Genomic DNA, 17,077 nt, shown 5'->3' with positions numbered 1-17,077 from the left:
GATATAAGAGGCGATCAATAAAAAAACAGGGATTGACTTATTTTGTGCTATAAAAATCACGTTAACCAGTGGAAAGTAAAACAGTAACGTGATTTTTGTTAGAAATTATTCCAAATTTTGTGATGAATTGAAAATAATTTTAATTTTTTCTTAATAAAAATCTTGGCTAACGTTCTTGAATCGCAGATTCTGAAAAATTCTGTGCTTTGTCGTCAAAAAAGACAGCATAAATGTCATGAAAATTTCTTAATTTTGAATATAATTTCTATCCAGAATTAAGTGGCCCGAATAGTATTCTTAATATATTATTCGGGTTTTTTTATTTCTTAGTCAAGGAATGTAACTATTTGATCTACAATGCTTTTAGTTCTTAAAATACGGAAGTGACCTGTATTTTCAATACGTCTTAATTCACATGTATTTCCCCAAGCTTTTTGTACACTTTCTGATTGTTCAATGTTGACAACTTTATCATTAATATCATGTAAAATCAAAGCTTCTTTTACATTGGATTTTTTGACGAAATCAGAAACATTTTGATCTTTAACTTTCAAATTAAATTCAGTTTCCAATTTATTCACTAGCCTTGTTTTTACTTTGTTTGTGATTCCTACAAAAGCAGCAACATCATCTAATCGTTGTTCAAAGCGATCAGGAGTTGTAAGCATAACATATTTAGAAATTTGTATATTTCCATGATTGGCTAAACAATGTGTAGTACCAACACTGCCAAATGAATGGGAGATAATTTTATCCATCTGATGCTGATCCAACATGTATTTGACGATATTACTAAAATCAAACATTGTAGTTCTTCCTTGCTCACTAAAGCCATGAGAAGGAGCATCAAAAGCATATACAGTATAATCGTTGTCTACTAAACTTGGGATAATGTCAGAAAAGTTACCTGCTTGACCTTCCCAACCATGTACAAGTAATACTTTTTTAGAACCATTTCCCCATTTATAAGTTTGAATGCCAATGGCGTTGATTTCCACCTTTTTTTGTTCAGCCTTATCTAATATTTCAATCTCATGCGGTCGAAGTTTGAACACTTGAGGCTTTAATATTTTTTTATAGGCTATGTTGACTACTACATTGGGTGCGGTAGTTGAAAGTAATTTGATGAGTGGTTTCATAGTTTATATTCTTTTTTACAAAATTATCTTATTTTAAATTGAATAACAACTCATTCATTTATAAAAAAATAAGGGATCAACTTGATCCCTTATTTACATTCTATTGCTAGAATGCCTGTCTTACAAACAGTTTTTCAAAATAGTTGGTGGATTAAAATGTATATTTTTAAATACCGCTATTAGTAACGGTGTTATAATTTCTTTTTCTTGAAAAATATGATTAATAAACACATAACATAGTTTACCCTTCCTGTTTAAGTTAGGTTACTCAACTTTACATTTATTAGGAGTTTAATATGAAAGTTTTTATAAATCTTAAATTTTGAAATATTTACTTCGACCTCATTAAATCATGAAACATTTAATGTAATTTTGTGTTCAAGACTTAACACTACGAAACAACTTCTGTTTTTATGACAAATAAAGGATATAAGAAACTTAGTCAACTACTATCTAAACATATACAGCATCAAATAGAAGGAGATGTAATCGAGCCATTAATTGACCCCAACCAAGATGAGGATTTTTGGGGAAATTTGGTGAGATATTCAGATGGTATGAACCTGGCTATAATAAAAAATAAAGGGACAATAACGTCATTGGCCCAACACCTAGAGAAAAGTATTACTCCTTTTGTAGCGCTTTGTAAGCTTGAAGGGTCTACTTTACCGGTAATTTTTTATGTAAACGAAAGTGGTAAAACCCTTGCTGCTGTCGTGGATGTGTTAGGGCAAGAAACAGAAGTCAATCTTACGATTGCCTTAGAGAATTTAATCAGATTGGAATCAGGGGAAATTGAATATGCTATTCCAATTTCCAATAACCCAATGATATCTGATGCTACCACTAAAGAAAAAAGTGGTTCTATCTCTCGTCTCTATCGATTACTTTCAGTAGAGAAAAAAGACATTGCTTACATTTATATTTATGCATTACTGATTTCATTGTTCGGTTTGGTATTACCACTTGGTGTTCAAACGGTCATTGAATTGATAGCAGGTGGTGTGGTGATTGATTCGATTACAGTGATGATCGGTTTGGTCATTGTGGTGACGATGTTTACCGGAGGTTTACAAATCATGCAGTTAAAACTGGTGGAGACCTTGCAACGAAGGGTTTTTGTAAAAGCTGCCTTTGAATTTGCATTTCGTCTGCCAAAAATAAAATTAGAGTCGTTGATGGGAAGCTACGCACCAGAGTTGATGAACCGCTTCTTTGACGTGTTGACCATCCAGAAAAGTTTACCAAAATTCTTGATTGATTTATCGGGTGCGATCCTACAGATTTTGTTCGGTATGGTACTACTTTCTTTCTATCACCCACTTTTCATCGTATTTGGTATTGTACTGATCTCATTATTGATCATTCTATTTTACTATACAGGTCCAAAAGCATTGGAGGCCAATATGGTAGAATCAAAATACAAGTATAAAGTAGTACATTGGTTGGAAGAAATGGCAAGAACATTACTTTCATTCAAAATAGCCGGTAGTACAACGCTTCCATTAGAAAGAACTGAAAACCTTACGAACCATTATTTACACTACAGAGAGAAACAATTCAATGTAGTGATTAATCAATTCCTTTACGTTTACATTTTCAAAACATTGGTAACGGGTGGTTTATTGATTATTGGTTCTTGGTTAGTGATCAACAGAGAAATCAACCTTGGTCAATTCGTAGCCTCAGAGATTGTGATTGTATTAGTACTTTCTGCTTCTGAAAAGCTAGTATTATCAATGGAAGTGGCTTACGACATGCTTACAGCGGTAGATAAAATTGCTCATGTAACAGATCTTCCATTAGAGAAAAAGAACGGTGTCACAATGCCTGTCACTGAAAGTAAAGGTTTTGAGGTGAAAGTTGCTGATTTACATTTCTCTTATCCAAATGGTAGAAAGGCGTTGAATGGTGTCAACTTACACATCAAAGAAGGAGAGAGATTATGTTTGCTAGGGTATAACTTCTCAGGAAAAGACGCAATGATGCTGGCTTTGTCGAGTATGCTTAACGACTATACAGGTGCGATCACTTATGACGATTATTCTTTGAAAGATGTCGATTTGAATAGCATAAGGAATCAAATTTCGAAAAACCTTTCTGAAGAAGAGTTGTTTGACGGAACAATCCTTGAAAACATCACAATGGGTAAGGAAATTGTTTCTTACGATGATGTGCTATGGGCATTAAAAAGTGTAGAGTTATTAGACTTTGTCAATAAACAACCTCAAGGATTAAATACATTGATTACTGCTGGTGGAAAAGTATTCCCAGAAAGTGTAACCATGCGTTTCCTATTGGCAAGATGTATTGTGGATCGTCCAAAACTATTGATTTTGAATAAGACTTTCCGTGAGTTGGATAGTCAGATCAGATTGAAGGTGCTTTCATTCTTAATCGATAAAAACAACCCTTGGACTTTAGTTTTTGTGGGTAACGACCCGATACTTTCAAACCTATGTGATCGTGTGGCAATCATGTCACAAGGAAAGGTGGAGACAGTAGGAACGTTAGACGAAGTGAAGCAACATCCAAGTTTCCAACATTGTTTTTTACCACCATCAAATAACGCTTAAATCAGAAAGAAATGTTAAATATCACTCCAAAAAACTCTTCTGATCAGCAGGAATTTGACAGAAGATTTGGTTCTCTAAATACATTAAATACACCTTCTGAAGGAAAGAAAATTGCTCAATGGATCATGGCTATCATTGCCATCTTCTTTGTTGTAATGTTTTTGCCATGGCAACAAAACATCAGAGCAAGAGGAGAAATGACGGCGTTAATGCCACAAGATAGACCTCAAAAAATTCAATGTCCGATCGATGGTACTATTGCAAAATGGAACGTTGCAGAAGGGCAACACGTTGACTCAGGACAAGTGCTATTGACCATTGCCGAGGTAAAAGACAAATACATTGACCCAGACATGATTTTACGTTTGGAAGAAGGTATTATGGCAAAAGGTGAAGCAATTGCAGCCAAAAGAGATAAAGTATTGGCAAAGGAACGTCAGCTTGCAGCTTTGGAAGACGGTTTGAAAATCAAATTGAAACAGTTTGATAATAAAATTGAGCAAACGCTACTAAAAGTTGAAAGCGACAGTATTTCTTGGGAAGCTGCTAAAGTGGACCTAAAGAACGCCGACAGACAGTACAAAGCCAATCAAGAACTTTACAATAAAGGTTTGATTTCTTTGACGAAGTTGGAAGGTGTAAGAAGTAAGTACCAACAATCTGTCTCGAAAGAAGTGGGTGCTAGAACGAAATTTGAAATGGCCATCAACGAATACCAAAATGCAATTCTTGGTAAAAACGTGACAAGAAACGAGATGTTGGATAAGATTGCCAAAACGGATTCGGAATTAAGTACAACACTTTCGGAAATTGCAGATAGCGAAGGTTCATTAGCAAAAGCTAGAAATGAACTTTCAAGTATGGAAGTACGTGCCGGAATGAGAGTAATTCGTGCTCCTCAAAAAGGTATTGTAGTACAAGCATTAAGTAGCGGTATTGGCGAAAACGTGAAGAGTGGTCAAGTATTGATGACACTGATGCCTGAAAACCCTCATCTAGCTGCAGCGATTTACGTGAAAACAATGGATGTACCTTTGATTGAAGAAGGAAGACATGTTCGTTTAAGATTTGATGGATGGCCATCGATTCAGTTCTCAGGTTGGCCAAGTGTATCAGTTGGTACTTTCGGTGGTAAAGTAGAAGTTGTAGACTTTGTGAACCAAGCAGACGGAACATTTAGAATCTTAATCACTCAGGACCTTAAAGAGAAGGATGATGAGTGGCCAATGGAATTAAGAATGGGTACAGGCGTATTTGGATGGGTAATGTTGGAAGAGGTGCCAATATGGTATGAACTTTGGCGTCAGATCAACGGTTTCCCTCCAAGTTTGAATAATTATGATGCGTCTTCTAAATCTTCAAAATCAAAAAAGAAATAATATGAGAGTAGCTGTGATAGCACTACTATTGAGTCTCAGTTTCTGGAATGTGGGATATACACAAGACATTACAGAAAATGATTCAACAGAAAGTATTCTTTCTTTGGATGATTTATATGAGATTGTAATGGTATATCATCCAGTAGCACAACAAATTGCTTTACTCTCTGAACAGGGACAAATGCAGGTGCGATTGGGTAAAGGATATTCAGATCCAAAGTTGTATTCGAAGTATGATCAAAAGGTATTTAAGACCAAGGATTATTATACCAAATGGAATACTTATGCAAAGATTCCAGTTTGGGCCGCTTCGATCAACGTAGGGTATGAAAGAAACGATGGTATTAATCTTAACCCTGAAAATGATACAAACAGTGGTAAAGGACTAATGTACATCGGTCTTGAACTTCCAGTATTAAAAGGTTTGCTCATGGATGAACGTAGAGCCATGCTAAGAAAAGGTTATGCGATGCAACAAATGACAGAGGCAGATCAGATCAAGCAAATCAACAAATTAATCTTACAGGTCGCCAAAGACTATTGGACTTGGTATTTTGCTTATCATCAGTACCGTTTAGCCGAAGAGGGATATGATTTAGCCATCTTCAGAAAAGAAGCGGTTGATGAAAGAGTCCGTCAGGGTGATTTAGCAAATATTGATGGTACGGAAGCTTTAATCACAATTCAGGATAGAGAAATCAATTTGAAATTATCGAAACTTGAATTACAAAAGGCCAAGCTTGTTCTTTCTAATCATTTATGGAATGAGGAAGGGAAGCCATTAGAACTTTTGGATAATATCTTACCAGAAGAATTAGGAGTGGAGGTATTACCTACTCTTGAAACGTTATTGAGTGAGGCCTCTATGAAGCATCCTGATATCGTTAAGGTACAAACGAAGGGAACCATCTTAAGTGTGGATCAAAGATTAGCAAAAGAGGCTGTAAAGCCTGAGTTAAACTTGAAATACAACTACCTTGGTACAACACCAATTGGTGGATGGGAATATGGCTTGGATGAAAATTATAAATTTGGTGCGTCTTTCTCAATGCCTATCTTTTTGAGAAAAGAAAGAGCCAAATTACAAATGACAAAGTTAAAGATCCAAGACAATGATCTTAAACTGATTATGACAAAGAGAAAGGTAGAAAACAACATTAAAAAAGCCTTCTTGGCAGTTCAGAATTACGTTGAACTTACAGATATGCAAAGTGAAATGTCTCAGAATTATGAGATTTTATTGCAGGGTGAAACGGAAAAATTTGATGCCGGCGAAAGTTCAGTTTTTTATATGAATGTTCGTGAAGGGAAGTTGTTGGAAGCTCAAACAAAGCTTTTTAAAATGAAGGCTGAATATGCAAAGTCAGTGGCAGAATTAAATTGGACAACAGGCTTGTCGCCAACACTTTAGGAGTTGATATGCCTTGTTATTAGCAATAAAACAAAAAGGATTGAAGTTTTTTCAATCCTTTTTTTTGTAAAAGTTAACGATAAATAAAATTTTTTACCATATTTACCGTTAAGTAAATGAAATGAATATTACCCTGACTTTGATGAAAGATATTTTAACAGTTTTGATCTGAATTTTATGTAAAAATCAGACGAATCTGCTATTTGCATTACTTCCTGTAAGGAGTGTTTTTCATTGACCTCAGGTTTAAGTTGTACTCTCTATTAATCTATAGTTATTAATTTTTTGATCTATTTTATTAATTAACAAAAAGGTACCTCGTTGTAAGTGCAAACAATGAGATGTCTATTATTAACTTCTATGATGTATTCTCGATCTTTCTATACATTTTTATTGCTCCTAACAATTTTAACATTGAGCTGTGCTTCAGTATACTCACAAAATCAAACTGAAACTAAGATTTTTGTGCCAAAATATGCTGAGCAATCCCTATCACAATTAAGTCGATATTTAACTTCCAACGAGCCATCTGATTACAAAAAGGCCAAGAATATTTACGATTGGATCACGGGAAATTTTATCCTTGAAGAAAGGTATAAAATTAAAAGTTACACAATACAGCAGATCCTCAAACGAAAAAGGGGTACTGCACAAGAATTCTCTAACCTATTCGATTCTTTATGTCATCGGTCGGGTCTAGTGAGTAAACAAATTGTAGGTTATACCTTCACCGAAAATAAGCCGATCATCAAAGTACTGTATCAACCCAATCACTATTGGAACGCAGTCTTGATTGATAGAAATTGGTATCAAGTAGATTGCTTGTGGGGAAGTAATTACGGCAGGCTGAAGAAGTTAACGTTCGATATTGACGGTAATTCCGTGAACTATGAAGTGAAAAATGGAAAAGAAGCTGAAACTTATTTCTGTCCATTGCCTCAAGATTTGATCAAAACCCACTTTCCAGCAGATCCTAATTGGCAGTTACTGGAAACGACAATTACTTCAAAGGAGTTTATCCAAAATGACTTTTCAAGGGTAACCAATTCAAAATTAAGGAATGAGACATTGGATCGTTATATATCGTTGCATTGTTCAGATTACCTTTATGAAAGCTCAAAAAATGCCTTTGCTGATAATTCCAAAAACCATCGTCAATTGGCAGTGTCGAGTTTAGAGAAAGGAAAAAACTTAATCTTTGATCCTAAAGCAACACAAAAAGAAAAAGATTTATTCTTCCAAAAAAAGCAAATTTACTATCATGAGGCAGCTTCATCGGCGTTGTCTTACAGTAGTAACGTTTCTTTGTATTCAAAAATTGAAAAAGAAGCATTGGGACTATGGATCAAGCATAATATTGGTGTGCCTATTGCGAAAAGAGCAAAATATTTAGATCGCTTTTCTTTAGATAAAACAAACATTGTGAAAAAGGAAATGCATCTGAAAAGCATGAATAATAACATTAAGCACTTTGAGGAAAAGGTATCAAAAAAGCATTATAATTCACTGAAAAAACCAAGAAGAAAGGTTTCCTATGATTCTCTTTATTTTAAAGTGACGAAAGAACAAATTGCAGAAGCAGACTCCACAATTCAAGAGATTGAACTTGAAATTGCCAATTTGAAATCCATCAATCAAATTTTAAATGACAAAAAGAGAGAGCAAATTTTAGTGAAGAAATCATTGAACTACTCTCAAACAAGCTACCTTCAGCAGTTCAAATTATTATTACAAGTAGATGTGACATTACAGGTTTTAGGCCACCAATCGCATCAAATCACAAGAGTGGATAACAGTATTGATGTACTTGTGAAATCTCTTAAGTCAATCAATAATGAGTTGACTAAAAATAATATTGAGTTGTCAAGAAATATCTCTGAACTTAAAAAACAGATCAATACCAAACTCAACCTTTATAGAGGTCTTTATATTATGTCGAATGCTGAAGTTGCTTATAAAAAGGAATACGACAAGGTCAATGATCGACTAAGAGAAGTATTTTATGATCAGACATTAGCCAAACGTGAAGAATACAAAGTTGCAGTTTGGACGAATGAGGCAATGCAAGATGAGAACGAAGAATTGCTACGTCAAAAAAAGATCATAAAGGATATTATAAAGATAAAATCAGTTTTTAAAAAGGAAAAAATAGCCTCTATTGCAAAGCGAGAAACAAAAGAGAAGAAGTTTTGTGATGCAATTACCCAGTCAGTTTATGACGATTTAAGCAATATTAAAAGCTTTAAGAAAGAAGTATCTTATAATTAAAAAAAGGGTGATTTCCTTCCCAAACAATAGAGCTTCCATAAGAGGTGAATTACGTTATTGATTCACCTCTTATGGAAGTGAAATGATACTAATTCTCATAAAGCTTGATGTTACTTTAAGTTGAAGTGAATAGTTACTGCTAAGTACTTCTGATAGTAGTTAAATTTTCTTTTTATAATGGTATTCATCTTTAATATTAACATTAGTGAATCTCATGTTTCCCAAAATTACTTTTCATAATTCTCTAATAAATCTTTTTGAAAAGGTTGAGGGCCTAACAGTAATGTGGCAATACTAATCAAGTTCAAAAACGCCAAAGTGGTAAAAAATGTTTCCGTTTGTTCTCCATGAAAGAGTCCTAAAAGAGCAATAAAAGAAAGTGTAAAAGTGATATATCCCAAAGTCTTTAGTCCCTCATCAAGTTCAATATGCAATCTTGAATATAAACTAAAACTTCTTTTTTTACTTTTTAAGAAGCGAATCACATCACCACAATTAGGAACATATTTATCTATCGTCAGGATGCAGTGATTGAGGTATAATATAAATTCAGTTATTTCTTTTCCATCTTTTAATTTCCGTTTCTGTTTAGAATAAAATCTGATGTTATCAAATGGGATTCTCTTACTTTTATTTAAAATAAGGTTTTGTCGAATGATCTCATTTTCCTCAACGTATAGTTTTTCAAGCCGAAAGAAAAAAATATACCCACTGAGAGCAATCAGAAGAATTATCCCCAAGGTCATTAATAGAGTAATACTATAATGATCGAAAACATTCACAATGAAGGTTTGAATGGAAACGACCAACAGGTATGCCAATACTAAGTATTTATAGTGGTAATTTTGATGCATTGAAGATGAGTTTTTATTGAACCTCAACCTTTTGTAGCCATTGTTCAATAGCACTCATTTGGTTTGCTGAACTGCAATGTTCCTTAGCCTTTAGTAAATACTTTTTCGCAGTTTCGTTGTCGTCATTGAGTGCGTAAGTAATGCCAAGGTTTGTGAGTGTGATATCATCCTTAGCGTTTATTTTAAGCACCTTTTCAAAAATTTTGATTGATTCACCATAATTACCCAATTGCAAATTAGCAGTGCCTAAATTAGACAATACCCTTACTTTTGATTCCTTTGATTTGGCTATTGTAGCTGCTTTTTGATAAGAGGATAATGCTAAAGTCATTTCTTGGTTTTGATAGAAAGCGTTACCGATGTTCAAAACCTCTTCAAACGCTTTTAGCTCTACTAATTTATCTACGTTGGTCACATGATTTATGGTATCTCCAGTAGCAATCGCATTCATGCTTTTTAGAGAATACAGTTGATTCTGATTGGATTGATCTGCTTTTACTTGCCTTAAAAATATTTCAGCTTCATTGTAACTATTGTAATCATAAAATTGTTGAGCAAGCCCCAATAGAGCACTATTTTTTCCTTTTAATGCTTGAAGCAAATATTCTCGATCTGCATCATTTGTAAAACCTGGAACTCCACCCATGATATTATTGACCAGCAGGACCACCTCTTCACAAGAAAGTTGAATAAAACTCATATAAGTACTATTGGTATTTTTAGGACACATTTTCATACACTCAATAAGCTGATCGATGGCCATTTTATTTTCTCCTTTTTGATAATAAGCGAATGCAAGATTATTATAAGGTTCTGGATAGTTACTGTTTTGTTTGATGGCCGTTTGAGCAGCTGCAATTCCTTTTTCAATGTCTCCATTTTGAATATAAATCATTGAGAGGTAATTGTGAGCAATGGGGTTATTACTTTCCAACGCAATTGATTTCTCAAAGTAGCTCTGTGCTGATTGAAGATTGATACTTGAGATTGAATTTTTTATAATTCCCAGTAGATTGTTCAATGTATAATCATTTTCAGCATAATTATCTTTTAATAGCTTTTCAAGAGTTTCATAATTTCCATTTTTCATATGATGGAAATAATCAGACTTCTGATAAAATAAAGAATAATCATAATTGAGGTGATTACAGATGGCAGATAAATAAAGATAATCAATATTCGATTTGCCAATCTTTTCTGCTACAACGCTTGCTTTGTCTAATTTTGAACTTTTGAAGAGTTTCCAAAATTTTTTTTCAGAATTGGCAAAGATGTTTGTCGATATCACCAAGAAGCTGATAAGTAGTAGTTGATATTTCATATCTGTTTGCTTTTTTAGTCTGCAGTATTATTAAAAAGTATAAATCTTATTCGATTTATTGATACTCGAAATCTTGAGTATTCTACAGAAATACTGCTTTAAGTTTCAAAAAATGGACTTCAATTTATAAAAGCATCAAGTTACATTATTTTCTAGTATTTTGCTTCGTTTTTGTGTTAATACAAAAGTACAGAAGCTTGAAAGTAAAGGCTATAAAATCTAGTAGAATTATGGATTGAAGGTTGATGATAATCCGGTTTGTAATGTAGTAAGGGCGAATTCAATTCCACCCTTACTGTGTTATTATTGTTCTAAAATGAGTTGATTGTCTAATTTATATTTGCCAATATGATCCGTTAAATCTCCTCCTATATATAAAAAACCATTATGCTCTTTTATGGAGCTTGCCTCAGAGACAACTTTACCGGAGGTATCATAATATGTTTTTAAGATTTCTCCTTTTGCACTGAGATGCATGATCATTCCGAATGCTTCTTGTTTTGGCTGAAGCCAAAGTGGAACCCCAAATATGAACTTCTTCATTCCTGTTTTAGGTTGTATTTTATCCAGTAAATCATTTCTTTTAGTCGAGAATCCGAGCCAAAAACTACCATTTGCTCTTCTAGAAATACCATTAGGAATTCCTGGTAAGTTATCGATAAAGATATCAGTTTTACCCTTTTTATCACCTTTTAGCCAATAACGTAAAATTCTGTATTTTGTCAGTTCTACCATCAATACAAACTCGTCATTAGAAGAGACGGCGACACCATTACCAAAATAGGTGCCGTTGATCAATGACTCCACCTTTTTGGTGTTAGGATTGTATCGGTAGAGGCCTCCATCAGGTTTCACCTCAAATATTATTTTACGTGCATTAAGTCGAGAAAAAGGAACTTTAGAAGAAGTGTTAGAGAAGTAAATCATTCCATCTGTTGCAATATCTACATCATTGGGGATTAAGAATTTTTGTCCAGATTGATCTTCACTGGCAAGGATAGTCATCTCACCTTTAGGATTGATGCTTACAAGACCTTTATTGGGAACACATGCAATGAGGTTTTGATCACTATCAAAGTGTAACCCTGCTACCCATTCTTGTGTATTGCAGAATACGGATACTTGCCCAGTTGTATCAATTTTCAATACTCTTCCATCAGAAAAGTCAGTAGCAGTTTTGTGTGCACCACAGTATAAATTGCCTTCTTTATCTACCGCAATATCTTCAGGTCCATACCAATTATTGAGTCCAATCCATTCGGTGGATTTTAGCAGTTCATTTTCAGCAGTATTGCTTGTTAGTTCCGGTTTTTCAGGAGGTGTCCAGGCTAGAGGTTTTAAAGCACAAGACTGTAAGAAAAGGTTTGTGCTCACTAAAATAAACCATAGAAAAAGAGGGAGTTGCATTACTTTTTTCATCATAATTTTTGTTGGTTGATCATTCACTTTACAAAGCTATTATGAGGAATAATGGTGTGCATTGATAAATGTTAAGAAATGAGAAGCTGCTTTCTTACTCTACTTAAAGATTCAGGGGCAATTCCTAAATAACTGGCAATTTGATGTTGGGGAACTCTCTGAATGATTTTTTCATCATAAGTTTCTAAAAAGTCTAAGTATTTTTCTTTTGCAGTAAGTGTTTGCATTTTTCGTGTTCTATCAATCACGCATAAATAATTCTTTTCAGCCATCAAGCGTCCAAGCTTTTCAAACTTTGCGGCTTTCTGATATAACTCCGTCATTGTCTCAAATGAGATAGCATAGACTCTACTTTTTTCAATAGCTTCAAGAGACTCAAGGGATGGTGATTGGGCAATAAAACTCGAATAACTGGAGATAAACTGACCATCGCAGGCAAAATAGGTATTGATTTCTTTTCCATCTTGAAGATAATAGGAACGTATCAATCCTTCCTCAATAAAATAGACTGAGTTTTCTACTTTACCTTCCGTTGTAATGATCTTTTTTGCTTTGTACTCCTGTTTAATAAGTTTCTCTTTGAGTACATCCCATTCAGCAGAGGTAATTTGAATAAGTTGGAAAAGTTGTTTTTTGAGTTCTTCCATTTTTTTAATTTAAGATAGAAGTTAATTCTATAAGGAAAGGTGTTTTTTCCACTATGTTTGGAGGATATTTTCCAACCAATAGGATGTTTTTATGGACACAAGATAACAATATTCATTGTCTTAGTTATTTAGACTAAAAGAACACAGAATGTATTTGTCTTGATTCGTTTTTTGACACCTTTCTAAAAAATCTTCATAGTCTTCATTTAAATGTTGTTCCAAAGCGAACCCTAGATTAACACCACTTTCTAAGATAAGTTGAACAGTCAATTGTTCCATTTTATTCGTTTTCTTATGAAAGTCAATATGTTTATTGTTTAATGCTGAAATCATATCATTTAATGTCAGCTTCTCTGGGCTTTCGAGAATCCATTTTTTAAGCGTCAAGGATTTTCCACCTTTGAGTATATCTAGATTGTCTGAAAAAATCAAAAACAATTTATTGTTATAGAAATGAAACTCAATATTGCCATATGTCCAAACATCATCTTTAATAATTTTTGGATGTTCTTCATATCCATCAGGATCAGCAAAATTATTTAATATCCATTCTTTCGTTTTTCCTAGTTTGATAAAGTCAAACTTTCCTGTTGTGAGGAACTCTTCAAGGTCAATACTTATTTTTTCTTTAAGTTTCATTTAAAAATAGTTTGCTGGAGATAACTATAAAATGTTATAAGATGAATGATTTAAATGATCCTCAATATAGTTCAATACTCAAAAGAGTGCAAGTTCACTTGCAAACAGCGTGAATATGTAACCCGTATTTATAAAGTGGTTTTCCAAGTCAGGGATTTATACAAAAAGGTTTGAAAGGAAGGGTGGCTGAAAAATACCGTTATTATAGAATATCGTTTTGACTAAAAGTTTCAGTTTAATTTTTTAAACCGTTGTAGTGAATATGCAAAGTAATTTATAGAAGAAAGAAGTCTACGATCGAAACTATAAATTCTAAGTTGATAAACTACCTACCTATAACAAAGTATAAATTATAAGTTAAAGAGAGTTAATGGTTATTTCCTTCGAAAGAGTTATTAACATAAATGTGTTAATGGAATAGATAAGAGTTGTTTTTTTGTAATGTAACTGATAAGTAGGTTGTTAGGTAATGATTGTAAAGTGTTATAATCGTAAGTTTTACAAATGATAACAATTAGTATATAATATTATATAATTGATATTTAAGGTTTTAGCATCCACCTTGCTGACGTATTCTCAGTTCTTTTATCAAGAAAAACTTAATTTTTATCTAAACCTACTATCAATCTTCCTGATGAAATTAATTCAGTCTATTATTGTTATAACAATGTTAACAATGCAATTTGTTAACGCCCAGATTATTCCATTAAACCCTTCTGTAAAGAAAAAGCAGTTAGATAATGGATTCACGTATTACATCCAAAAAAATACAACCCCTTCAAAAGAAGTGCAATTTCGATTGATTCTAAATGTGGGATCAATACTTGAAGATGAAGATCAAAGAGGCTTTGCTCATTTCTTGGAGCATATGGCTTTTAATGGAAGTAAGCACTTTCCAAAGAATGCTCTAATTGAATATTTTCAAAGTATCGGGGTAGAGTTTGGAGGAGATATCAATGCTTACACTGGCTACGATGAGACGGTGTATATGCTTCCAATACCTAATAATGAAAAAGAAACATTGGACAATGCGTTCCTTTTTTTCTCAGATATCCTTGGTGGATTAACATTAGACAAAGAGGATATCGATGCTGAAAGAGGAATTATTCATGAGGAATGGAGAACCACAACCGGTTTATCTGATCGTCTGAAAAAAAATATGTATCCCTTATTATACTATAATTCTAGATATAAAGACCGATTGCCAATTGGTTTAATGGATGAAGTGGTCATGAAACAAGATAATGAGGAAGCTTTACGCCGTTTCTATAGAGATTGGTATCGTCCTGATTTAGCAACACTACTTGTTATTGGAGATATTGATGAAGAGGATATAGAAAAGAGAGTGAAGGCTTCATTTTCAGGTATAACTAATCCAATAAATGAGAGAGAAAGAGTGAACTATAACATTGCAAATCATGATCAAACACTGATTAAAAATATACAAGATGAAGAAATCACTTCTACTTCAGTAAAAATCATTACCAAGATACCAAAGCACAAAGAAAAAACGGTTGAGGACCTCAAAAGGAGTGTTGCTAACATCATTTACACTTACTTAGTCAATGAACGACTTTCTGAGGTATCCAAGCAAAAAGGAGCTGCGTTTATGTACGCTCAATCTTTTGCTCAAGGTGGTTCAGGAGATAAAGGAAGGTATATTTCCACTGCTTCTGTAAAGTCTGGAAGTGTAATCGAGGGTGTTGAAGCATTACAGAAAGAGCTATATAGAATTAAAAAATATGGTTTTTCAAGTGAAGAGTTTGAAAGAAAGAAAAGCATCTTCGAAAAAGATGTGAAAACCAGTATTTTAGAACAAAGTACTTTGACTTCAGCTCAGTATATTAATATGCTGATGAACCATGTGATTTATGGTGAAGAATATACTTCCACTGAGTTTAAAAATAAGTTTTTGCTTGATGTAATCAACCAAATCACGCTTGATGATATTCAACGATTGGCCGATGAATATATCAATGATAGAGAAAAGAATAGAGTGGTTTTTGTAACGGCACCATCTTCTGAAAAAATTCCAACAGAACAAGACGTTCTAAAGGCGATTAATCATATTAATTATGATGAAATAACACCTTATGAAAGCGAAGAAATAGATGCTCCTTTACTGACAACTTTACCTCAAAAAGGAAATGTAAAGAAAGAAGAAAAAGATAATGTGTTAGGTACCACTACACTTTATTATGAAAATGGAGTTAAAGTAATCTTAAAACCTACAACCTACAAGAAAGACGAAATTAGATTTACAGGTAGAAGAAATGGTGGTTATTCACTAGCGTCTGATGAAGATTTTAACAACGCAACTATGGCTAACACTTTAGTAGAGTTGGGTGGTTTAGGAGATTTTAATCAACAACAATTAGAAAAAGTTGTAGGGGATAAACGCGTGGCCTTAAGTTCTTTTATTCATCGTTACACGGAAGGTGTGAGTGGTTTTTCTAATGTTGGAGATGTGGAGACTCTTCTACAGTTGAACTATCTCATGTTTACTGCTCCAAGGAAAGACAGGGATCAGTTTGACCGTTTTATTGAAAATAAGAAAGAGTTTAATAAGAACAGTATGAATGATCCTGAGACTTATTTTACGGATGAAATCAATAAAGTAATGATGGAGAATAGTCCGAGAACTGCCACTTTATTGACCACAAATCAATTGGATGAACTTGATCTGGACAAAGCTTATGATTTTTATAAATCAAGATTTAACTCAGCCAATGGAATGGTCTTTATCATGGTCGGTTCTTTTGAGGTAGATCATTTGAAACCATTGTTAGATCAATATTTAGGAAGTTTACCTTCAGGACCAATCGTCAAAAAATATAAAGATCATGGTATCCGCCCTCCTCATGGAAAGATTGTGGATGTAAAGAAGAATACAGCAGATAAGACAAAAGTGATATTACGTTTTACAGGTAAGTATCCTACAGCACAGGAGGATCGTATTGGTATTCAATTATTGAGTGACATTGCAACTATCCGATTGACGAAAGTAATACGAGAAGAGATGGGAGGTGCTTACGCTCCTTTTGCATCGGTCTATGTGGATAATCTTCCGTACAGCTATTATCAGTTTAATATATTATTTACGACTTCACCAGATCAAGCAGTGGAACTAAGAAGTGTGGCTCTCTCTGTAATCAACGATTTAAAAGATGAAATCAAAGAAGAGGATATTGATAAAGTTAAAAAGTCATTACTCAATCATCGCAGTAAATCTTTAGAAAATAATGGCTATTGGTTTAAACTATTATCAAACTATAATCAAAGAGGAGAAGGGAGAGAACAGTTTGAGAATTACAGTAAGGATGTAGACAAAATAACAGCCAAGAAACTTCAATCAATTGCTAAAAAATATTTAAAAGATAGTGAGGTGTTGACTTTTATGCTTAGTCCTCAGAATTAATAGAGT

11 protein-coding genes are annotated in these 17,077 nt (G+C 33.6%); 5 read left to right on the top strand and 6 right to left on the bottom strand.

Going from position 1 to position 17,077, the window contains the following annotated elements:
* Positions 1-326 precede the first annotated feature (326 nt).
* Complete coding sequence (locus IC221_RS21865; protein WP_188170998.1) at positions 327-1,139, bottom strand: alpha/beta fold hydrolase; 813 nt, start codon at positions 1,137-1,139, stop codon at positions 327-329.
* 413 nt (positions 1,140-1,552) lie between these two features.
* Between IC221_RS21865 and IC221_RS21860 the strand changes: the two genes are divergently transcribed.
* From IC221_RS21860 to IC221_RS21845, 4 genes are all read left to right on the top strand, one after another.
* Positions 1,553-3,715: a peptidase domain-containing ABC transporter gene (locus IC221_RS21860; RefSeq protein WP_188170997.1), complete on the top strand. Its 2,163-nt coding sequence runs from the start codon at positions 1,553-1,555 to the stop codon at positions 3,713-3,715.
* 11 nt (positions 3,716-3,726) lie between these two features.
* Positions 3,727-5,094: an HlyD family secretion protein gene (locus tag IC221_RS21855; RefSeq protein WP_188170996.1), complete on the top strand. Its 1,368-nt coding sequence runs from the start codon at positions 3,727-3,729 to the stop codon at positions 5,092-5,094.
* Position 5,095: 1 nt separating this feature from the next.
* On the top strand, positions 5,096-6,505 hold the full coding sequence (locus tag IC221_RS21850; protein ID WP_188170995.1) for a TolC family protein: 1,410 nt from the start codon (positions 5,096-5,098) through the stop codon (positions 6,503-6,505).
* Positions 6,506-6,919: 414 nt separating this feature from the next.
* On the top strand, positions 6,920-8,773 hold the full coding sequence (locus tag IC221_RS21845) for a transglutaminase domain-containing protein (RefSeq protein WP_188170994.1): 1,854 nt from the start codon (positions 6,920-6,922) through the stop codon (positions 8,771-8,773).
* Positions 8,774-9,000: 227 nt separating this feature from the next.
* Here IC221_RS21845 and IC221_RS21840 read toward each other — a convergent pair whose 3' ends face one another.
* The 5 genes from IC221_RS21840 to IC221_RS21820 form a co-directional block, all read right to left on the bottom strand.
* Positions 9,001-9,627, bottom strand: coding sequence for a hypothetical protein (locus tag IC221_RS21840; RefSeq protein ID WP_188170993.1), 627 nt, complete (start codon positions 9,625-9,627; stop codon positions 9,001-9,003).
* 13 nt (positions 9,628-9,640) lie between these two features.
* A complete protein-coding gene (locus tag IC221_RS21835) occupies positions 9,641-10,948 on the bottom strand; it encodes a tetratricopeptide repeat protein (protein ID WP_188170992.1) in 1,308 nt (435 codons plus the stop codon).
* Between the two features lie 303 nt (positions 10,949-11,251).
* Positions 11,252-12,370, bottom strand: a complete 1,119-nt coding sequence (locus IC221_RS21830; RefSeq protein ID WP_188170991.1) for an SMP-30/gluconolactonase/LRE family protein — start codon at positions 12,368-12,370, stop codon at positions 11,252-11,254.
* 68 nt (positions 12,371-12,438) lie between these two features.
* Positions 12,439-13,014: a Crp/Fnr family transcriptional regulator gene (locus IC221_RS21825; RefSeq protein ID WP_188170990.1), complete on the bottom strand. Its 576-nt coding sequence runs from the start codon at positions 13,012-13,014 to the stop codon at positions 12,439-12,441.
* Between the two features lie 120 nt (positions 13,015-13,134).
* Complete coding sequence (locus IC221_RS21820; protein ID WP_188170989.1) at positions 13,135-13,653, bottom strand: hypothetical protein; 519 nt, start codon at positions 13,651-13,653, stop codon at positions 13,135-13,137.
* Between the two features lie 676 nt (positions 13,654-14,329).
* Here IC221_RS21820 and IC221_RS21815 point away from each other — a divergent pair.
* Positions 14,330-17,071 carry a pitrilysin family protein gene (locus tag IC221_RS21815; RefSeq protein WP_188170988.1) on the top strand — a complete coding sequence of 914 codons (2,742 nt, stop codon included), beginning with the start codon at positions 14,330-14,332 and terminating at the stop codon, positions 17,069-17,071.
* Positions 17,072-17,077: the final 6 nt, after the last annotated feature.

It is taken from the genome of Flammeovirga sp. EKP202 (assembly GCF_014534745.1).
GTDB lineage: Bacteria > Bacteroidota > Bacteroidia > Cytophagales > Flammeovirgaceae > Flammeovirga.
This window is presented reverse-complemented; position numbering and strand designations above follow the sequence as displayed.